This window comes from Burkholderia sp. Bp9142 (genome assembly GCF_003853415.1).
Lineage (GTDB): Bacteria > Pseudomonadota > Gammaproteobacteria > Burkholderiales > Burkholderiaceae > Burkholderia.
The window spans coordinates 172,073-190,930 of sequence record NZ_QTPP01000012.1; the positions used below are offsets into that span (position 1 = coordinate 172,073).

General features: G+C 58.5%; 18 protein-coding genes and 1 pseudogene. 9 read left to right on the top strand and 10 right to left on the bottom strand.

Annotated elements, in window-relative coordinates; all coding sequences use genetic code 11:
* The first annotated feature begins 22 nt into the window (after nt 1-22).
* The 4 genes from DIE22_RS16340 to DIE22_RS16360 all read left to right on the top strand — a co-directional run bounded on the left by DIE22_RS16340 (nt 23) and on the right by DIE22_RS16360 (nt 7,369).
* Nucleotides 23-229 (top strand): hypothetical protein, encoded by a 207-nt coding sequence (locus DIE22_RS16340; RefSeq protein WP_124605525.1) that lies wholly within the window; start codon nt 23-25, stop codon nt 227-229.
* 549 nt (nt 230-778) lie between these two features.
* Nucleotides 779-1,522, top strand: a complete 744-nt coding sequence (locus DIE22_RS16350) for an SIR2 family NAD-dependent protein deacylase (protein ID WP_124605526.1) — start codon at nt 779-781, stop codon at nt 1,520-1,522.
* Nucleotides 1,523-1,565: 43 nt separating this feature from the next.
* Nucleotides 1,566-4,184 carry a PD-(D/E)XK nuclease family protein gene (locus DIE22_RS16355; protein WP_124605527.1) on the top strand — a complete coding sequence of 873 codons (2,619 nt, stop codon included), beginning with the start codon at nt 1,566-1,568 and terminating at the stop codon, nt 4,182-4,184.
* On the top strand, nt 4,181-7,369 hold the full coding sequence (locus DIE22_RS16360; RefSeq protein WP_185640626.1) for an exodeoxyribonuclease V subunit beta: 3,189 nt from the start codon (nt 4,181-4,183) through the stop codon (nt 7,367-7,369). The genes DIE22_RS16355 and DIE22_RS16360 overlap by 4 nt, the downstream gene beginning before the upstream one ends.
* 89 nt (nt 7,370-7,458) lie before the next feature.
* On the opposite strand, the gene DIE22_RS16365 is transcribed toward DIE22_RS16360, so the two are convergent.
* Both DIE22_RS16365 and DIE22_RS16370 read right to left on the bottom strand, forming a co-directional pair.
* A complete protein-coding gene (locus DIE22_RS16365; protein WP_260426685.1) occupies nt 7,459-7,884 on the bottom strand; it encodes an immunity 52 family protein in 426 nt (141 codons plus the stop codon).
* Between the two features lie 100 nt (nt 7,885-7,984).
* Complete coding sequence (locus tag DIE22_RS16370) at nt 7,985-8,380, bottom strand: hypothetical protein (RefSeq protein ID WP_124605529.1); 396 nt, start codon at nt 8,378-8,380, stop codon at nt 7,985-7,987.
* A 297-nt stretch (nt 8,381-8,677) separates the two neighbouring features.
* Here DIE22_RS16370 and DIE22_RS16375 point away from each other — a divergent pair, with 297 nt between their 5' ends.
* Nucleotides 8,678-9,421 (top strand): H-NS family nucleoid-associated regulatory protein, encoded by a 744-nt coding sequence (locus DIE22_RS16375; RefSeq protein ID WP_124605530.1) that lies wholly within the window; start codon nt 8,678-8,680, stop codon nt 9,419-9,421.
* Between the two features lie 56 nt (nt 9,422-9,477).
* Here the strand turns inward: DIE22_RS16375 and DIE22_RS16380 are convergent, their stop codons facing one another.
* Nucleotides 9,478-10,311 (bottom strand): hypothetical protein, encoded by an 834-nt coding sequence (locus DIE22_RS16380; protein ID WP_124605531.1) that lies wholly within the window; start codon nt 10,309-10,311, stop codon nt 9,478-9,480.
* A 668-nt stretch (nt 10,312-10,979) separates the two neighbouring features.
* On the opposite strand from DIE22_RS16380, the gene DIE22_RS16385 reads away from it, so the two are divergent.
* From DIE22_RS16385 to DIE22_RS16395, 3 genes are all read left to right on the top strand, one after another.
* Entirely contained in the window at nt 10,980-11,231 is a 252-nt protein-coding gene (locus tag DIE22_RS16385; RefSeq protein ID WP_124605532.1) for a hypothetical protein, read from the top strand.
* 270 nt (nt 11,232-11,501) lie between these two features.
* The gene (locus tag DIE22_RS16390; RefSeq protein WP_124605533.1) at nt 11,502-11,945 is read left to right on the top strand and encodes a hypothetical protein; all 444 of its coding nucleotides are present in this window, start codon (nt 11,502-11,504) and stop codon (nt 11,943-11,945) included.
* A 277-nt stretch (nt 11,946-12,222) separates the two neighbouring features.
* Nucleotides 12,223-12,645, top strand: a complete 423-nt coding sequence (locus DIE22_RS16395; protein ID WP_124605534.1) for a hypothetical protein — start codon at nt 12,223-12,225, stop codon at nt 12,643-12,645.
* A 116-nt stretch (nt 12,646-12,761) separates the two neighbouring features.
* Here DIE22_RS16395 and DIE22_RS16400 read toward each other — a convergent pair whose 3' ends face one another.
* The 4 genes from DIE22_RS16400 to DIE22_RS38790 all read right to left on the bottom strand — a co-directional run bounded on the left by DIE22_RS16400 (nt 12,762) and on the right by DIE22_RS38790 (nt 15,220).
* Nucleotides 12,762-13,313 carry a hypothetical protein gene (locus DIE22_RS16400; RefSeq protein WP_124605535.1) on the bottom strand — a complete coding sequence of 184 codons (552 nt, stop codon included), beginning with the start codon at nt 13,311-13,313 and terminating at the stop codon, nt 12,762-12,764.
* An 87-nt stretch (nt 13,314-13,400) separates the two neighbouring features.
* On the bottom strand, nt 13,401-13,895 hold the full coding sequence (locus DIE22_RS16405; protein WP_124605536.1) for a hypothetical protein: 495 nt from the start codon (nt 13,893-13,895) through the stop codon (nt 13,401-13,403).
* Between the two features lie 89 nt (nt 13,896-13,984).
* Nucleotides 13,985-14,563 (bottom strand): hypothetical protein, encoded by a 579-nt coding sequence (locus DIE22_RS16410; RefSeq protein WP_124605537.1) that lies wholly within the window; start codon nt 14,561-14,563, stop codon nt 13,985-13,987.
* A gap of 162 nt (nt 14,564-14,725) precedes the next feature.
* Nucleotides 14,726-15,220, bottom strand: a complete 495-nt coding sequence (locus DIE22_RS38790; RefSeq protein WP_260426686.1) for a DUF4189 domain-containing protein — start codon at nt 15,218-15,220, stop codon at nt 14,726-14,728.
* Nucleotides 15,221-15,886: 666 nt separating this feature from the next.
* On the opposite strand from DIE22_RS38790, the gene DIE22_RS16420 reads away from it, so the two are divergent.
* Nucleotides 15,887-16,234 (top strand): helix-turn-helix domain-containing protein, encoded by a 348-nt coding sequence (locus DIE22_RS16420; RefSeq protein ID WP_124605539.1) that lies wholly within the window; start codon nt 15,887-15,889, stop codon nt 16,232-16,234.
* A gap of 133 nt (nt 16,235-16,367) precedes the next feature.
* Here DIE22_RS16420 and DIE22_RS16425 read toward each other — a convergent pair whose 3' ends face one another.
* The 3 genes and pseudogenes from DIE22_RS16425 to DIE22_RS16435 form a co-directional block, all read right to left on the bottom strand.
* Entirely contained in the window at nt 16,368-16,598 is a 231-nt protein-coding gene (locus DIE22_RS16425) for a hypothetical protein (RefSeq protein WP_124605540.1), read from the bottom strand.
* Nucleotides 16,599-16,742: 144 nt separating this feature from the next.
* On the bottom strand, nt 16,743-18,344 hold the full coding sequence (locus DIE22_RS16430) for a recombinase family protein (RefSeq protein WP_124605541.1): 1,602 nt from the start codon (nt 18,342-18,344) through the stop codon (nt 16,743-16,745).
* Nucleotides 18,345-18,377: 33 nt separating this feature from the next.
* Nucleotides 18,378-18,488 (bottom strand): annotated as a pseudogene (locus DIE22_RS16435) (ATP-binding protein); the annotation flags it as partial.
* Nucleotides 18,489-18,858: the final 370 nt, after the last annotated feature.

An 18,858-nucleotide genomic window follows, 5' to 3' on the forward strand; every position in this document is an offset into this window, starting at 1 on the left:
AAGACAACAGACCGGAGGCGTTGTGAACACAACCTATATTCGTGACGGTTCGTCGAGAGTTGTAGGTCGAATCCAGACTGGCAGCCAGGGGAAGCAATTCGCCTACGTGGGCGGGAGAATGATTGGAATCTACAATCCTCAACTGGACAAGACATTCGATGCCCGGCTTCGCGTGTTCGGAAACGGCAATCAGCTCATGGCTCTGGTGCGGTGCGCCGATGACGATTGACGTCCTTTTGCCCTGACCTTCTTGTGCGCCAACGTTTTAATCGGAAAAGAGCCCCACCATGCGAGTACCTACCCGAGAGAGCTGGGAACGAGACCGCCCCGATGCGCTGTGGTTTTGTCTGGGGTACCTGCCCAGAACGCCACCGAGGTTCTACAAATACACTTGGCAGATATGGACGCCAGACTGCGAGCTCGAGGGCCATGAATTCCTGCGTTATGCCCCGCGCATGTCTACGGCCGCGTTTATGGCTCGCTACGTCGAAATGTTGAACGCCAATCTGCCGGGTTGGATATATCGCCACGACCGCCCGCGACAAGGTCCTGGGACGCCGTTCGACAGAAGCCACTCGAAATGGACAAACGTGGAATTCGCTCCCTCGTGGGACGACGACCCGGACCCGGTACGGAATGGACACAAATGACGAAGGCGGTTTGCGCGTCCGGGCGCCGTCGAAAATACGCTGCGGATAAGCTTCGAACGTATGCACTTGAATCGACATACACTCAAGCGTTTCCCGCGCCCGAGTGTTTTCCCATTGGAGGATAAACGGTGTCTTCTGCACAACATGTCCATGGACCTCGCCTCTATGTCTTTTCGGGAGCGGGGCTGTCTGCAGAAAGCGGGATTTCGACGTTCCGTACCGGAAACGGTATTTGGACCCAAGAGAGCATCGACGAGGTCTGTAACTTTCTGACTTGGCGGCAAAATCGGGAGGCGGTCTTTCGTTTCTATAACGAGCGAATCGCTGAGAAACAAGGCGCGCGCCCGAACGACGCTCACATGATTCTCGCAGCGTGGCAAAACACGTGGGGAAAAGAGCGGGTCTGGCTTGTCACGCAGAACATCGACGACATGCTCGAACGCGCTGGTGCTCAGCACGTCACCCACCTACATGGCGACATGCACTCGCTGCTTTGCACTTGTTGCGACTTTCGTTTTCCAAAGGCCGGGGTCGAATATCGCTTGGATAGCGCCTGCCCGCAATGCGGAAAAGTCGAGGCAGTCAAACCTGGTGTAGTGTTCTTCCACGAGGCCGCGCCCGAATACATGAAGCTGCACCGCATGCAGCTCGAAATGACCGACGACGACCTGTACGTCGCGATTGGGACAGCCTTCCAGGTCGTATCGCCCGAAAGCATGCTGCCTCGTTCGAGATGGCGTCAGCATGAAAGAAACTTTCTGATTGACCCGGAGCCGCGTCGCACGGAATTCTTCGGGTGCGTCGAGCCAACAGGCGCAACCGTAGGTCTGCGCAATCTCGAAAGTCGCATCAGCGCGTTGATGAAAGCGTGATTGGCACCGCATCAGTTAAGAATTTGCTCACTCAGGACCACCCATGCACATTACGTTTGGACTGAACCTGGACAATCGACAGGGCCCATCTCCACGAGACGCACTCGGCGAGCCCGTCCTTGGGCCGATGGGTTTGCTCGGCCTTCTCGAAACCTACCTGGGGCTGAGCCGTCCTGAAGTAAGCTCAGCGCATCGCGTCACGAGCTACCTTGGGCACTTGCGGACGCACGGCAAGCAGTCACGGTTTTACAGCCGGTCGCTTGAGGCCGATGGCGTCGGCACGAGCGCCGAACTCCTCTCTTGGCGCGACGAATGGCGCCTCGGTCGATGGAACGGGACCGCTCCAGCGGGCAGTCCGCAAAGACTTCTGGAAATGGTGGAGGTAGAACAGACCGCGAATGGCAGCGTCCCGCCGGGAGAGGCGGAGCGTCTTTTGGCCGTGCTGGCGGCCCTTGAAACCGAGCGAACGCCAGTCACGTCCGTGTTGTTGGTCGACCCACTGGCCAGCTTCCCGCGCGCATGGCGTGAAGTTCTGGCGCACCTACCCGGCGTAAGGGAGTGGCGACCCGCACCTCACGGAGAGGGATTGCTGCGAGAAGTTCAGGAGCGCGCGCTTGAGGCGGTTTCGCAAGGAAAACTTCACCCTCTCACGAATCCCGTTGCCGACGACAGCGTCGTGTTCGTTCAGGCGTCAACGCGCGAAGCCGCCGAACACTGGCTTAGTGCCTATTGCCGTCGAACACCCGTCGACCGGCTTCTCGTCTGCGAATCCGACGGCGATTCGCTCGACACCACGATGATGGCAACGGGTGGTACCAGCAGCGGATTTCGGCACATCAGCGGCCTGCGTCCCGCCCTGCAGGCGCTCGGTCTTGCCATCGAGCTGTGTTGGGACCCGGTCGATGTCGGGCGCCTTATCGAGTTTCTGTCTCATCCGGTCGGTCCCTTCCGTCGCAATGCGCGAGCTCGCCTCGCAAAAGCAGTCGCGGAGCAACCCGGTATCGGTGGCGAGGCATGGGAGTCCGTCAAACACGAAATCCGTGCCGAGGAGCATAGCGAGGACATCCTGGAGGACATCTCGTTCTGGCTCGAAGGCGAGCGCTGGAGCCGAGACGTGGGCGCCCCTGTTGATGCACTGCTGGTACGGGTCGAGAAGCTGGCCGCCTCGTTGCGCAAACGTCTCGCGGACGATGCCCCGCTGAACGCCACGCTCTGTGCCGCCATAGAGCAATGCGCAGCCGTTCGAGATGGGTTGCTCGAACTGAAGAGCCAGGGTTCCCCCAGCATCACGCCACGCGTCATCGAACAACTCATTGCGCGCGCAACGCCTGTAAGCGCGGGAAACCCCTACGCACCGGCGCAGGTAGGCTGCATTCGTGCCGAGTCAGATACTGCAACCTGCATCGAGCCGGCCGATGAGGTCATCTGGTGGATGCCGTCCTCCCCGCAGTTGCCATCACCGCTCCCCTGGACGAGGACGGAGCTCGACGCACTCAGTGGCCAGGGGGTAGACCTGCGAAACCCGCAGCGCGAATTGGCGCTTTTAGCCCAACAATGGCTGCGCCCACTGCTCGCGGCCAAGAAGCGGTTTGTGATGGTCCTGCCGCCTCCGGGTGCCGAAGAACATCCCGTTCGGCAACTGCTAGAAAGATTGTGTCCCGACCTAACGAAGCACTGCATCGACGTCGACGCGCAAGCTGAAAGCCAGTTCGTCGGGGTACTCACCGAAAACCTCGAGCACACGGCATTGCCTCAAGTTCCCGACATTCTTGAACTCGGTGCGCCGATTGCGCTACCAACCTCAGACCAGTCGTACTCTTCGATGTCCGAACTATTCGATGCGCCGGCAGTCTTCGCGTTCAAGCGTGTCGCAGGCTTGCGACCGACCTCGATACTTGAGGCGAAGGATGGCAACAATCTCCTCGGAACGCTTGCGCACCGGGTATTTGAAAAACTATTCCAGCAGGAAGGCAGCTTGGGCTGGGACGACGAGCAGGCCGTGACATGGTTCCGGAATAACGTGGAGGCACTCCTCGCGACAGAGGGCGCAGTGCTATTAATGCGCGGCGCTGGTGTCGGCCGGCAGCGGTTCAAGGCCGTTTGCGAATACGCTATTCGGTCCATGTTGCGCCACCTACGCGCAGCGGGCGCAACCCGGGTTCGCACCGAAACGCCCGTTGCAGGCGAACTTGGCGATGTACCGCTTATCGGGAAAATCGATTTGGTCATCGAGCTCCCGAAGGATAAGACAGTCGCGCTCGATATGAAATGGCGCGGGGACAAGCATTACGGAGCCGCTCTGCACGATGGCCGACATCTTCAGTTGGCGCTGTACTCGTCGCTCTATCAGCAACAGACCGGTGTGACTCCAGCGGCACTGGGATATTTCATCCTGGAATCCGGCGCAATGTACGTGACTGCCCCGGATGTCATCCCTACAGCGCAGATTCGAACGCCGCCGATGGGCGCAACTGCCGTTCTGCTGGAGCAGGCGAAGGCAAGCTGGGGGTGGCGAGCGGACCAATGGGCTGCGGGGCAGATTGACGCCGTTCCCGTTGGCGGCGGAGACGACTTCCAAGGCCCAGAAGGCACGCTGCCGGTGAACGGGCCCAATTCATGGGACAGGGATTATATGGTGCTGCTGGGGGGCTGGGAGCAATGAACAACATCGAATTCGTCAGCGCAGGTGCCGGCAGTGGTAAAACCCATAAGCTGACCTCAACGCTCGCAGAAGCGCTCGAATCAGGCAAAGCGCGACCGGAGGCGGTACTTGCTACCACGTTCACGGTCAAGGCGGCCACCGAATTGCGGGAGCGCGCCCGCGCCTGGTTGCTGAGCAAAGGCAAAATCGAACTCGCTACGGCCATCGGGCAGGCGAGGCTCGGCACGGTAAATAGCGTGTGCGGCCAGTTGCTCAAGCGCTTCTGCTTCGAGTTGGGGCTGTCTCCCGACCAAACGGTCCTGAGCGAGGGGCAGGCGAAGCGCCTGTTGGCGACATCACTCGCGGAGACGCTCGATGATTCGGAGCAGGAAAAGCTTGTCGCGCTCACAGCGAAATTTGGCATTGAGCACACGGAGTGGTCCAAGCAGATTGAGGACGTGGTCAACGCCGCAAGAAACAACGATATTTCTGCAGGTCAACTGCGCGGGATGGGGCATCGGAACGCCGACCTAATGTTGGCTAACTGGCCAACTCCGTCGACGGCGAGCGATGCAACAAGGGTACTCTCCGAAACGCTGACGAGGGCACTAGAACAGGTGTCTTTGCAAATCGCATCGGTAGAGGCGGCCGGCGGCAATGTGGCCCAGAACCTGCGAAACGGGCATAGAGAACTGGAACGCCTCGAGCGGTGTTTTCGCGACGGGCGCTGGAACTGGCTTGATTGGCTTGCCGCGTGTAGTTTGAACGCCGGCGCCGCCGCTCAATCGGCAATCGCGCCCGTTTCGGAGGCCGCTCAGGCCCACGAATCGCATCCCGATTTCCACCAAGACGTACGAACCTATCTCGAGATGGTATTCGACTTGGCGGCCAAGACGCTCGAAACGTATGCCGAAGCCAAACGCATGATGGGGGCCGTTGACTTTGGCGACCAGGAGGTCCTGCTGCTTGATGTCATTCGCAAGAACGAGTACGTCCGAGAGGCCTTGGCCGACGAACTCGACCTGGTGATGGTCGACGAATTTCAGGATACAAGCCCTCTGCAACTTGCGCTCTTCGTGGAACTCGCCAAGCTGGCCAAACGCTCAGTCTGGGTTGGTGACCCGAAGCAAGCCATCTACGGTTTCCGGGGTACGGATGCTCGACTCATTGCGGGCATTCTCGCTGCCATTGAGGGTTGGGGAGGCAAGCTGGGTGAGCCACTGAACACGTCTCGCCGTTCGACACCCTCACTCGTATCGTTGACGAACGCCGTCTTTGGCGCCGCATTCCAGCCAGAATTGCAGCCATCGCAGGTACATCTGCGCCCGCATCGAGCCGATATCAACGAGCAATCTGCGCTTTTCCACTGGAGCTTCGAGAGTAGGAACAATGAGTGCGACTACCTAGCGCTAGGCCCGGCAGTCAGCGAGTTGCTTCAATCCAACTTAAGGGTCGTCGACCGCGAGACCAATCAGGAGCGTGCACTGCGCCCAGGGGATATCGCGGTCCTGTGTCGCAAGAACGACCAAGTCGAGCTTGCGGTGACATCGCTTACGAAATGGGGAGTGCCATCGGCAAGCCCGAGAGCGGGACTTCTAGGCACGCCGGAGGCCATCTTCGTTCTCGCATGCCTACGGCGCCTGCTGGACGCGGGCGATACCGTTGCATCTGCTTTGATATTGACCCTTGCAGATGGAGTCGCGGCGCAGGAATGGCTTGGCGACCGGCTCGAGTATCTCGGTGCGGAAGGCACGACGTCGGCGCTCTGGAGAGCCGACGGCGACTCCGCACATCCGCTCCTCGCCCGCCTGGAGACATTGCGGCCTATTCTCGTGGCTCTGACGCCGTGCGAGGCGCTGCGACTTGCGAAGGCAGAATCACACGTCGCCCGTGTGGCGAGTCAATGGTCGACGTCGCCGCATCAGGCGAGGACGCGAATCGCTAACGTCGAGGCCCTGATGGACCTGGGAACGGCCTATGAAGACGAGTGCGTTACAGCCAAGCGGCCGGCTACTGTAAGCGGCCTCTTGCGTTGGCTTGACGCTCTCGCCGATAGCGGCGCGGACGACCGGGCGGCTACTACCGATGATGCCGTCAGCGTGATAACTCACCACGGCGCAAAGGGGCTTGAGTGGCCTGTCGTCATTCTCACGTCGCTCGGAACAGAAGCGAGAAGCGCTCTGTGGGGAGTTCGTGCGCGCACCGATGGCAGCTTCAATCCTGAACGTCCCCTGGAAAACCGCTTCGTGCATTTCTGGCTTAAGACCTGGGGCAGGCGCACGCAGCCGCAGGCAGCAGTCAATGCTGAAGCAAGCGATATCGGCAAGACAATGGCGGCAGATGCCCTTTCGGAAAACAAGCGACTGCTATACGTCAGCATGACCCGCGCGCGCGACGTTAATGTGCTGGTCACATGCAAGAGGAGCCGAAGCGTCAATCGCGCTTGGGTGGATGAAGTCGGAGCGGGCGAGTTGCTGTTTGGAGAATCGGGCTCGGTCGTACTACCCGACGGACGAACTATATCCCGAGAATCGCGAACATGGGCCGCCGCAGACAGCAGTCTTGCCCCGCCCGACCAGGAAGCATCGACGTGCAGTTGGTACGTCGCAGCACCGGCGAATGACGCGGCACCGCTCTGGTTTCGGCCGAGTAGTACCGAAGGCGGTATGTACACAGTCGCCGAATCGGAGGCCATTGGCACCCGCGTCGCGATTACTGCCGCCGTCGAGATGGATGCACTCGGCAACGCATTGCACGCGTGTATCGCGAGAGCCGGCGTAGCAGAGAAAGTCGAGGACGTAGATGTCGAACGAATCCTCAGCGGCTGGGGTATGGCGCACGCAGTTGACCGAGCGGCGGTCATTGCCCAACTACGCGCTTTCTTCGGCTGGCTAAAACAGCGCTGGCCAGGCGGCACGGTCCACATCGAGGTACCAGTCGAAGCCGACCGGGCAGATGGGACCCGGCTGAGAGGCCGCATCGATTTGCTGGTGGATACGCCCGATGGGTGGGTCCTCGTGGACCACAAATCCAATCCGGGAGGTAGCAGTCGGGATGACGAGATTGCACGAGCCCATGGGTCTCAGCTTTCCGCCTATGCGGTAGCAATTGAACAATGCACGGGTAAGAAGGTTAAGGAGCAGTGGTTGTACCTAACCGTTGCAGGTCGCGCCGTAAAGCTTTCGGCAGAGATTTCGCCTAACTGACCGGTGGGGCCAATCGGAGCGAGGGCGCGGGGACTGATAGTGCCGCGTCACCGTACCGGAGTGGCTGCGCGTCCCCGGCACGGTGACGGTCACAGGTCCTTGTACTGCGGTAACAGGCCTTGGTCCGCAAGTCGCACTTCGATGGCGTTTGCCACCTCGACATGTTCAGGGTTTTCGGCCGAAAACGCTTCGTCTGCGACGCTTACGACAATAGTGCCTCTCTGCTTTCTACAATCCATCACGGACACAAGTTCATGCGCCTCAGGCAGCTGCTTGGCCGTGATTTTGAGCGGAAGATATAGCTTCCAACCAGCCCCGGGCTTGTTGGGAAACACCTGCTGCATTGAGAAATATTTGTACGGCCCAACCTCTATCGAGGCTGGTGCCCAGATGTCCAACAGCCCCTTCACAAACGAAAGCATCGCATCGTAGTGAGCCCGTGCGGGAATGCCCTTTGATTGCAGTTCGAACGAACACGCGGGGCTCCCCGGCAGCACGGAGAGTGACGACTCCAAGGCCGCACCCCCAGGTCCTTCCTTTCCGTTCCAGACAAAAAACCTTTGAATAAAATAAGAAAGCTAAGCGAAAACCCCGCTTGGCGGGGCTCTCGAATCATCAAAGCAATGCCTGAATGCCGTCCTTGTGGAGGGCTCGCCTCAGCTCCGGTGCCGCCTTCAGGCTGATATGCATCGCGCCTGTGGTGCGGCGGACCGTATCGGAAATTTCCACAATCTGGCTTTCGAGCCCGTTGAACGCATCGTCATAGCGCTCCAGGACCTTGCGGCACGCCAGCATCACGCCGTGAAAACCGTCCGCCTCAAACGCCTCTTGAATCAGCCCCTCGAGACCCTCCAGCGCAACCCGTTCAGCGGCGCGACTCATGCCAGCCTGTTCCTCATCGTATTCCACGACCATTTCCCCTTTACCAGAAATAGCACAGTGAGCGTGCCAGTTCGTCGTTATCGGCCGCTTCCTCAATTTCTTGAGGGCCGGCCCGTCCTGTTCGTTCACAAGCGGAACGCCTGTACAAAGTGTAGCCACCGGTCTTGCGAAAAACCGTAGAACTGACCTTGCCCCTGTTCGACGAATCCCATAGCCGAAAGAATTTCGCGGCCGCACCTTGCTGAGACGCGAACCAGCTTCTTTCGAACATCATGGGGCTGACGTACTTGAGCGTTGAGTGTAGCTGATGCGCGTTGTAAATTTTGAAACTGCGGGGATTGTATCGAGTGCACGGTCTTGCGCTGCGTGTAGCCCTCTCGGGTTTGCCGTGGCATAGTGCGAGCAATTCATAGCTCGGAGGAACTCATGCCCACCTTGGAAGCAATCCAGATGAAAATAAAGCGGCTGCAGGAACAGGCCGAAGCAATGAAAGCAAAGCAAGCCTCAGCGACGCTCGACCGCATTGCGGAACTCATGCAAAAGAGCGGAGTTACTGTCGCAGATATCGAGGCCCACATCGGTGGGAGGAAGCGTGGCGCAGGGCGCCGCAACGCGTCCGCAGCTCACGCCGCGCCTGCTACGGCGAAATACCAGAATCCGAAAACTGGTGCGACTTGGTCCGGGCGCGGTCGTGCCCCCGCGTGGATTGCGCACGTGAAGAACCGCAGCCGGTTCCTCGTTGACGGCAACGCATCGAGTTCCTCGGTACCGACGGAAAGCAAAGCAAAGCGGCGTGGCAATTACGTTCGAGGGGAGCAGCCAGCGAAATATCGTGACCCGAAGACCGGTGACACCTGGTCAGGTCGCGGTCGCGCGCCGGCATGGATTGCGAATGCGAAGGACCGCTCGAAGTTTTCGATTGGTGCTGACGGCAAAGTTGATGCGGCCGTCAAGTCGACGCCAGGGAAGGCGAAAAACAAATTGTCGTCGACAGCGGCGTCGCCAGGTCGGAAGGGACAGCCTAAGGGCAAGCAACCGGCCAAATACCTCAATCCGGAGACCGGGGCGACCTGGAGCGGACGTGGTCCGGCACCTGCGTGGCTTGCTGCCGCTAGTGACCGCTCTAAGTTTTTAACTGACTCGAGCGCCGCTGACACGCCTACTGCCTGAGAGATATAGCCTCGGGCATGGGCGCCGCAAATAAGACTTCGCGTCGGAAGGCGACATCACTTCAGTTCGTTTCGGTGCTCAATCCAATACTTGGCAGTGGTGGCGCGCTTCAAGAGTGGGCTTTCCGGGCTATTGCGCCAGAAGCCGTCGCGGATTTCGAGCGCCCACTTGATTTGCCGGGGCGAGCCAGACAGTGGCGGGAGGTTGTTTGTCGCAGCCGCGTCTTGCAGGCGCAGCATCGCTTCTTGGTCGGCCTGGGCTTTCTTCGCCGAGGCTTCGCAGTAAGGGCAGGGGGCCGATGGTGCCGACAGGCGGACGACGAGTTCGTCCACGGTGTCGACGGCGATTTCATCGAAATGTCCGCACGATTTGTGCCGCGTCACAGCGAGGCGGCTGAGCTCAAGCTGGTCGTCGACTGCCACCATCGTGACCTCGAGCCGTTCCCGGTCCGCAGCAAGTTCGTTCACCTCAGCCTGAATCTCTGGTAGCAGTTCGGTCCGGCGGGCAGCCTTGCGTCGATTATGTTCCATCGTCGCGTAGTTCTCGGGGCTCATCAGCCGCAACCGCTCGTCAAGCTGGTTGCGATTGAGCTCGCGGAGGGAGTCGCCGTCGAGCTCGAAGAAGATTTCGGGACCCTCGCTCCGGTTCGAATCAGCGTAGCCGTAAGCCCGATACACGCCGTTCCCCGTTAGCTCGTAGTTGACCGAGCCGCTGCGCTTGCTTCCGCTTCTGTCGTCGTGCATCGGAAGGCGTGTCAACAACAAGTCGCCCTTACTCGACATACCGACGACCTTCTGGCAGATGCCCGGGCCATGTGCGCCGCCTCCGGTGACCGTTCCGTAGAAATAAGTTGTGTCGATGCTCGATTTGCCAAGACTAAGTGTTTCCATTTTATATGCTCCAAGATTGAATTTAGTTATTGGGGTTAATTCTATTTATGGGAATTCGCTTGTGTCAACGTTTAAAATCAAGCGATGATTTATTGGTATTTGTATGTAGTTGAAAATAAAAGAAAATATTTGGCTCGTTTTGTGGGTGTCGCGCGCAAATCAATGCCGTCATCAAGGGTATATAAATTTATGCGCGCGTTCTCGCGTGAGGGGCGGACCTGAGTATTTTGGTCGGGGGCTCGCCAAAGTGTTATCGCAATAGGCTGATACGAACGCGGGGCCAGTTCTCGCGCAAGCTTGCCGCGAATTCACCGGCGCTCGGCTGCGTGAAGCGCCGGTAAGCGTCTAAGCACACCAAGTCACAGGTTGGGTGAATGCTGGTTCGATGCCACGACGTTCAACACGCGTACACCGATGCGTGGCGTGTCGCTGACTATGTGATTGCGGCGTTCGGTGGCGCCCGAGTCTTCGTCGTGCGGCCTGACGGCGACAGCGAGCTTCGCCGCTCAGATTGTTCTTGACGACATTTCCCGTCGTCGGTTACCTTTGGCGCGTTCGCACTTCTTCGCGAGCTCTGTTACCTCGCTGCCTGCAGCGAATCCACATTAAGTTCCGAGCGACCTTGTCGCCGGCCGATGGATTCGTTCGCGCACAGCGCCGAGGTACACATGAAGCAGAGCTCCGCATCCAGCAGCAGAAAATCCCGTCGTCGAAATCTCTCGGGCGCCCCGGGCCGCAAGGTCATCTGGGCCAGCCACCCATTTCTCGGTCGCCTCGGCACGTACATCGGCATTGCCCTCGAAGCGTACCGTCTGTCGGTGGCGGTGCATACGCCCGCTGGACCGCGCTGGGTACCGGCCGATGAAGCTCTTTCCGCCGCAGAAGCGGACGCGTGGGCCGCATCCGGATTCAGCCGCTGATGAGACTGGCTCGGAGCCTGGTGGCGCTGCCGCAGGAAGCAGCTTGCCGGACTATCGAGACTGCCGGTGCCGTCGCGCCGTCTGTCACGCTGGCCCTGCACGGAGCCATGTCTTCCTCTTGCACTGTCGCGCCAGGCGACGACCTCTTATCCCAATCGAAAACTTGAACACGTGCTCCTGCCTGCTCGGGGCAGGGGTTATTGCTCGAACCGTGGTGGCGTTCGCAACGTCGCTATACGGTTCACCCAGGACAACTTGAGGAAACTAGACATGCTGAAATTGACGTTCTACCGCAATCACAACGACGTTTGGATTGGTAATCTGCTGCAAGACGAGACCCGGTTGTTGGCGACAACGCATCCGGCGACTATCGCTGCGGCCATCTTCGCGATGGACGAGTACAGCGTGCTCGTCGAAACGGAACGAGGCTGTTTCGAAATGGAGTTTCCGGTAGATATGGGCGAGCTCGACGCGTTGGGCCAACTCATGCTCGACCAGGACATGGGGAAATGGATGAGTGGTTTCTGCACCTTTTCGCGATTCGATTTTGCAAACCCTGACCCGATGGACACTCAGGCGGATATCCATTTCCGCACGGCGATGCATCACCTGCCGTCCGAGCTAGTGAAAGTTCGCCCGACTGAGTCGGAACCGAAGGGTTTCAAGAAGCAATTGAGAAAGCGGAACCAGTACATCTACTACCCCTGGTGCTAGAGTCCGCGCGCCCACCTCGGCGACGCGTGACTCCGATGTGATTCACGAAGCCCGGCCGATGACTCGGCCGGGCTTTGTTCGCAAGCCGTTGTTCGTCCCGCGATTTTGACAAGCGGCATGCGTGCTGATGTCCTGGCGAGTCTAAAGGAGACCAATGATTCCGAGTCCATGATGCCAGGGTACCTAGCCGACGGCGGCGACGAACGCCTACGCGACGTGCGCCATTGCGAGCGCAGGGTAAGCCAGGAATGCTCGGCGTCCGTAAGATACTGAGAACATGAAAAGCACCACAAAACTAATCAGAGTCGACATCGCGTTCCTGTACCAACTGGCGGGCATGACAGTCGATAACGAAACGCCTGCAGACCTCCAGATGAAGGCCTTCTCTGCTTACCGAGCGGCACACAAGAGGGTTGCCGCTGACTATGAGAAGTTGGCGTCGGCGCGAAAAGCGGACGGCTCAACTGCGTACCGCCTGGAAGCGATTGCAGGCCTGGCCGAACCGCGCGACGGAGCCAAGGTTTTCGCCCTCTGGTTTGCAAGCGCGGACGACTTCACAAGGGCGGCAAAGGTTGACCTGATGGCGCTGTGCGGGCAACGCATGTTCGATGCCGCCTACGACCAAGGCATCCCCAGCTATTTTGTCGGTGTGCGTCAGATGAGAAAACTCGAAACGGTAGAGTGGGCTGAAATCTTGTAGCCCACCGTTTGCCCAGTGCCTCTACGACAGAAACGCCCGTGTCGATGACGCTGGCAGTTTTCCAGTCTTAACGACGCTATCACTTGATAGCGTCGTTGCTTAGCGCTAGAAGAGAGTCAGATGGAAGTGTCGCCGAGAACGTGCCCGGTTACATCGATTCCCGAGCCCGGACTGGTCATCGGAGCACCATTGGTGTTTATCTCCGGAAGCCCCGGGCCGCGAAAGTCGTCAGAGAATTCGATTTTCCGCCCACTCCCTTGGCCCCCGATGGCGTGAGTCAGCCCGACAAAAAGAATAACTGCGGAAATAAACCACGACCAGCGATAGCACGACGGGTCCCGCTGCATCGCATCCAGGATGTCGTTCAGAGGAAGTCCCTTCAAGTAAAACTGACTGGTCGTCCAAAGCAGCAAGAACGGACACAGTGCCGCGACGAGAGCGGATAGACCGACGGTAATGCGAATTTTCAAGCCGAGCTTGTCCAAAGCTGCCATCGCATAGACTACGTGCATGAGTTTGCATGCACCGTATAAGCGACCCAGGTCTGATAGGAAGTCCGGTAGTGAGAAGTCATCCAGGGCGAAATATGTAAACATGCAGAGAAAGACCGCATGCGCGACCTCTAGCAGTAGAAGCCGCAGCAGCGCCTTGTGTATTGAATAACGCATTATTCCTCCTTCGAAGCCGAGAAATTGTGGGCTACGTCCAGGCGTTGTGGAGTGGATAAATCAACTGGTCGCATCCGGAACTCTTCGTCACTGTGTTGACTCGACCTGAGCTTGAGTGCTTTGGGCAGCAGCACCGGTGTTTGCGCCAGCGGCACCTTGCGACTCAGCGTCCTTGCCGAACGACACGGTGATGTCATCAGGGTAGGCATACGCACCGCCCGTCGCCTTGTCAATGCCGTGAGTAACGACGGCGCCTATCCCGAACATGACGATGTTCGCGGCCATTGCTCCCCCGCGATTTGACGACTTCACCGAAGTCAATGCAGGTGCTTGGCCATCCATCGCGCACGAAACAGTTAGGTCGTCTTTTGCCCGGTGTACGGTCACCTTGCCGGGCGTCGTAACCTTGTAAGTGCCCCTCGAGTTGGAGAGGACACAGTCCGCACCCGCGACCTCTACGGCGTCCTTTTGTGTCTTCACCGATACGTTTTGTGTAGTGCCGCCCGTTATCGTCGCGCATCCCGTGGTTAGCATCGCGAGGCACGTGGAGACCGTCAGCGCGTTGATTCGCCTGAATTTCATATTTTTCCCCTTTTTAAGAGTTTTGTATTCAGTACTTTCGTTCTGGTTTGTTGAAGCCTGACATAGGCGGTTTGCCAGCCGGAGAATGGCTACTGCGGCAGAGATGTCCCCGGCAATTTTTTGCCATCCGTGTCGTAGTACTTTGAAAAAGTAAAACCACTCATATCCGGCACCGCGTCATCCGTTTCACCAAGGGGATTGCTCCAGTTGCCCGAAGTTCTCAACAGGGCTCTCCTGCACTCGTTCGGGCCATCCGCCGGACATAACACCTTCGTGATGACGGCAGTCTGGAGATGGTCGTAGTTAGACTCGGAGATGGTCAGGAATTTAACCTCGACATAATCATTCCTATGCAGCTTCGGAACCTGGTCAGGTACGAGCGCTATCGTATAGAGGGTGGTACGGAACCCCTTGTGACCTTGAGCCATGACGTGTACCCATCGGTATTGACTGGCGGACTGGTTAAACGTCGTCCCGCCTGCCCCGAGTGCGTGCGGCAGCGTCTTGCTGTCATATTCGCCGGCCACCACGAACATGCGCACCATTTTGCCGCTCGCAGCAAAATCCGCACTATTCCTATCGGCGGACAACGGCGCAATACACCCCGCCATGCTTGCAAGGAAACTCAAAAACAAACCATACATCAGGCATTTGAGAAAATTTTTCATTCCACCCCTTTCAACTTTCGTTGTCGGTCAGAAGTTGCTGTGGCCACTCGGCATCGGATGGCCACTTGTTCGGCGTTGTTCAGCAAGTCAGCGTAAGCAGTGGAAGTCTGCGCCGAGCAACAAAGGCCCTCGCTGCCACGGCGCCTTGGGGGGTTAGTTAACTCAGTATCCCGCCACCGGCCGCCAATACCGTCCGTCGTGAAGTTTCATGTAAAGTTGTTTAAACGATTCTGGCGCATCGAGGCGGTTATGCCCGAAATCCCAATAGACGTCGGTTAGCTCACACCCTTCAGTGCGCGCGCGATGACAAGCAGCGAACCCTTTCCTCACTGCCGCGTCCGTATCTGGGTCCGCTGATACTGCCCAGTAGTGGTCCTGACCAGTGACAATAGCGATTGCGGTTGGGCCATCATATGCGGCGATTGGCTTGCACTCCTTCCACTGCTCTTGGTAGGTGTTGTTCTGTAAGCAGGTCCGCATCGCTTCGGCCTCTGCCGAGCCTTCACTTGACCACACAGCTGACACATAAAAGGTGTGGCCAATATGATGGGGCAGGTTTTCTATGTATGGGCCTGAAACGACGACGGTCCACGCATAGGTCGCATGGGAAAACATAGCGAGACAAGCTGCCGTGAGTGCAATCCTGATATTTTTCACTTGTTCCTCATTCGTAGTGGGTTGGCACCGCATAGTCCGTGGCTTGATGTGGGACGAGGGCGCGTGGAGGTCATGAATACGATGGCTGTATGCATCTCATTCGGCGCTCCTTCTTGTTCAAGTGTCTGGGAACAATCAAGGGAATCGCGTAATTGGAGACTGAGGCCGTCGGGAAGCAAAGCTAGCTGAGGCCGTGCTCGTGCGCGCGGAATTGAGCCAGACGTTTTTGCGAATTGAAGGGGATAGAGGTGCGTCAGTGGACGGAAACCGGGTCCAGGCGCGGCAGTTGGTCGCCTGGAATTCCCGGATGCGCAAACTGAGCATGCGACGCGGATGCGATGTTGCGGACTGGTTCCGTGCTGGTCTTGTTGACCCAGTGACCCTACGTTCCGAGCGGCCAGTCGGCGACGGCTTGCTCGAGGTCGGCCAGCCCGCCGGCGCTCCTCCGCAATACGCCGAGCGCGGATGGAGTAGTTGCAGAACCCCTCGTGTCTTTCATTCTATCCCCGTCTGTTGGTTCTTGGCCGGCGCCGCGCATCTACCGGTAGGGAGCGCGTTACGGATGCCGGCTTATACGTAATATGTCTTTTAACCATATTCTATGACGTTACGTAGTTCGGGCGCTAGTACCACACTGCATGTCGTTTTGCGACAACAGACGTGGACATGGCGACACAGACGGCCGGGGTGGCTAAGAAGCTGGGAAAGAAGATTGCGCGGGAGCGGGTCGCCCGCGAGCTGACCCAGGAACGGCTCGCGGAACTGCTCGGTGTCGAACAGGAGACCATCAGCCGTTTCGAGCGCGGCCTTACGCTGCCGCCGTTGCCTCGGCTGATTCAGCTCGCAGATGTCTTTGAACTGCCACTCGAGGTGCTGCTGCGCGGGACTACCAATCGCGCGGCGGACGAGGCCGCAGACATTGCGGACATGCTTGCGAAGCTGAGCGATAGCGACCGCGACCTTATCCGGCGATGGGTGACGGAGATGTGCGAGCGTCTGTCGCGGAAGCGGTAGGGAAGGGCATGGCCTGTCCGGTCGAGGAAGACATGGACGCTGCGCGGTTGTCCGGCCAACATCACATCACGGGCGGAAGGCCCTTGTTGCCACGAAAGAAAGCCGCTTCTGCGAAGAGAAGCGGCGCGGGAAATCATTTCTCCGGTGTGCGCGCAATGTCGAGCAGTTCGCGTCCGACCGGTTCCTCTTTTGAGCCCTTGATGTAGTCGGGAACGTCATCCTCGTCGACCGGGAACAGCCAAACCAGTCGCGAATCTGGGTATGCGAGCTCAGTGCCCCGCCGCGCTAGGTGGAAGTTCTCGGCGACGCAAAAAATCGTCTCGCTCGCTACGTTGTTGTGTGCAATCAGGGCTTTGAAGTACATGGGTCCTCGTCGTGCTTTGTCCTTGAGCGGGTTGCTCAAGATGTATAGCAACGACGGATATCGTGTGTGTGCGGCAGACACCGTTGCAAGTCGCCGGAACTTACCGCAGAAACTCGAAAAATCAACGTCCAGAAATGAGAAAAATCAGTTCGACTCCAGTCTGGAAAATACGGCTCGCGCAGAGGAAAGCAAGGGAGGCTCATCGCTTATGTCAAAGTCCGTGGAGAGCGGCTGAAGAGCGGGTTCGCCGGTGTGACGATAAAACAAGACTGCGGCAAAGCTATCTGGATAGATAACGATGCGATTGACGACACTAAGAACCTTTTCTCGTAATTGTGCCCTGAATTCGACCTCGGATTCGTCCTGGATTCGGTTGTAATCCTCTGTAAATGTGGTCTGCATCATGGTGCCCACGTTGCGCTCTGCAAGCCGTAATTCACCCATGGCATGTTCGGTTTTGCGCAAATCTTCCTTAATGGCCGTAAGCTTGCCTTCGGCGTCAGTCAAGCGCTCGTACATCATAGGAGAGTCGGTGGCTTCGATTGCGTCTGCGATGCGCTGAATGCGCTGCTGCGTAGCCGCTTGCTCAGTCGTTAACAATGTCAACCTGGCGCGCAATGCCTCTGCCTCCTCGTCAGTGCGCATGTGGGAATATCCTTCCAAGTAGATGTTGGTTAGAAGGTTAATCTCGAGCTGCTGCCCGTTAATCGAGCTGCATTTTGTAACGCCGCTAACGCGGCGAGCACACATATACAAACTGTAATTGGGTTGCTTATTTGAGTGCTTATTCTTGCGGACAAATGAGCCGCCGCATGTGCCGCAAACCAAAATGCCTTGGAAAATATTTTTATAGTGCCGGTCCCGACGCCCCGGCACCCGGGCGCGCTGAGCTTTTGCAGCACTGGCTAACGCGAAAACCTCGTCGGAGACGACGCGCGGATAGTAGTCTTTCCAAGGCTCACCCTGTGGAACGCGCTTACCTTCTTTGCGAACGTGCGGTTGATATTCCCTGATAACCGCGCGGTTAGCAATAAGCTTCGTGATAATCGTCTGGTTCCATTTGTCCGCGTCTCCCGGATGGGGCCAGCCCTCTCTGTTGGCGCGACGTGCGAGCGCGACGTTGCCATAGCCCGCTATCGTTAGCTCGAACACACGGCGCACGCTCTCGGCCTTCTCGGGTATCAGTTCATAGCCCGAACGGTCCGCTTTGGGGCGGAGCCAACGCGGGCACTCCGCAGTAATGACCGGCTCACGACGGTCCCTTTTGGCTTGCCATGCAGCATGAATGCGAATCGATTTGGTTTGTGATTCGTTGTGTGCCCGATACATCATCGCAAGTGACAAGAATAACGTCCCCATGTCCTCGGACGCCTCGCTGTCGTAAACGCGCTCATCGTCAAGCGTTACAACGATAACCCCTGCGGAAATGATGCCCTCCAACTGCCGCAATGCCACGAGGGGCTTGGCACGCGACAGGCGGTCTAACTGCTCGACCAGGAGATATGACCCTGATTTTACGACCCCCTCGTCGATAGCCTGCAAAAATGCAGCCAGTTGGCCGCGCTCTGAGTTTGACTGGTCATACGCGGAAACCCCGAGGTCCTGATAGGACAGACGCTCGTCGAGGCGCAAGGCATGTTTTCGAGCGTACGCTCGGGCCTTCTCCGTCTGGCGTCTCAGGCTGTCCCCTGCCGCCTGCCGTTTCGTAGAGAACCTAATGTAGGAATAGGCAACCGGCTGGGCCATAGCGTAATCTCGTATGATACGATGGTTCCATTATAGCCCGACGATAGAGAACGACGGCAACCCGTTGGCAAGATGGACTTCGACGGTGACGTCCGGCGCGCGGCCGGCCGCCGGCGCGCGACTGCGCACCACGGCGAGCGACATGGCGAGGCTCCTGTAAATGAATCGGACGGACAACGGCCGTTCGGGGCCGCATGCCGCGGGAATCGAGGAATCGGTGCGCGCGTGCCGGCGTGGCGCGGGAAAGAACGAGGAACGACGAACAGCGAAGAGCGACGAACAGCGAAGAGCGACGAACAGCGAAGAGCGAGGAACAACGAAGAGCGGGGAACAGCGAAGAGCGACGAACAGCGAGGAACGACGGAACGGCTGGGTGACGAGTGGACTTCCGGGCGGCAGGCGCGGGGCCCCCCCGGCGGGCCCCCCCCCCGCCGGGGGGGGGGGGGGGGGGGGCGGCCGGGGGGGGCCCCCGCGTGGGGTCGGGGTGCGCGACCGCCAGCTAGAAGTGCGAGCG

Excerpts from the sequence above, each read along its gene's own strand:
- DIE22_RS16355 (WP_124605527.1), top strand. The coding sequence starts at position 1,566 with ATGCACATTACGTTTGGACTGAACCTGGACAATCGACAGGGCCCATCT.
- DIE22_RS16360 (WP_185640626.1), top strand. The coding sequence starts at position 4,181 with ATGAACAACATCGAATTCGTCAGCGCAGGTGCCGGCAGTGGTAAAACC.
- DIE22_RS16375 (WP_124605530.1), top strand. The coding sequence starts at position 8,678 with ATGCCCACCTTGGAAGCAATCCAGATGAAAATAAAGCGGCTGCAGGAA.
- DIE22_RS16380 (WP_124605531.1), bottom strand. The coding sequence starts at position 10,311 with ATGGAAACACTTAGTCTTGGCAAATCGAGCATCGACACAACTTATTTC.
- DIE22_RS16385 (WP_124605532.1), top strand. The coding sequence starts at position 10,980 with ATGAAGCAGAGCTCCGCATCCAGCAGCAGAAAATCCCGTCGTCGAAAT.
- DIE22_RS16390 (WP_124605533.1), top strand. The coding sequence starts at position 11,502 with ATGCTGAAATTGACGTTCTACCGCAATCACAACGACGTTTGGATTGGT.
- DIE22_RS16395 (WP_124605534.1), top strand. The coding sequence starts at position 12,223 with ATGAAAAGCACCACAAAACTAATCAGAGTCGACATCGCGTTCCTGTAC.
- DIE22_RS16400 (WP_124605535.1), bottom strand. The coding sequence starts at position 13,313 with ATGCGTTATTCAATACACAAGGCGCTGCTGCGGCTTCTACTGCTAGAG.
- DIE22_RS16405 (WP_124605536.1), bottom strand. The coding sequence starts at position 13,895 with ATGAAATTCAGGCGAATCAACGCGCTGACGGTCTCCACGTGCCTCGCG.
- DIE22_RS16410 (WP_124605537.1), bottom strand. The coding sequence starts at position 14,563 with ATGAAAAATTTTCTCAAATGCCTGATGTATGGTTTGTTTTTGAGTTTC.
- DIE22_RS16420 (WP_124605539.1), top strand. The coding sequence starts at position 15,887 with ATGGCGACACAGACGGCCGGGGTGGCTAAGAAGCTGGGAAAGAAGATT.
- DIE22_RS16425 (WP_124605540.1), bottom strand. The coding sequence starts at position 16,598 with ATGTACTTCAAAGCCCTGATTGCACACAACAACGTAGCGAGCGAGACG.
- DIE22_RS16430 (WP_124605541.1), bottom strand. The coding sequence starts at position 18,344 with ATGGCCCAGCCGGTTGCCTATTCCTACATTAGGTTCTCTACGAAACGG.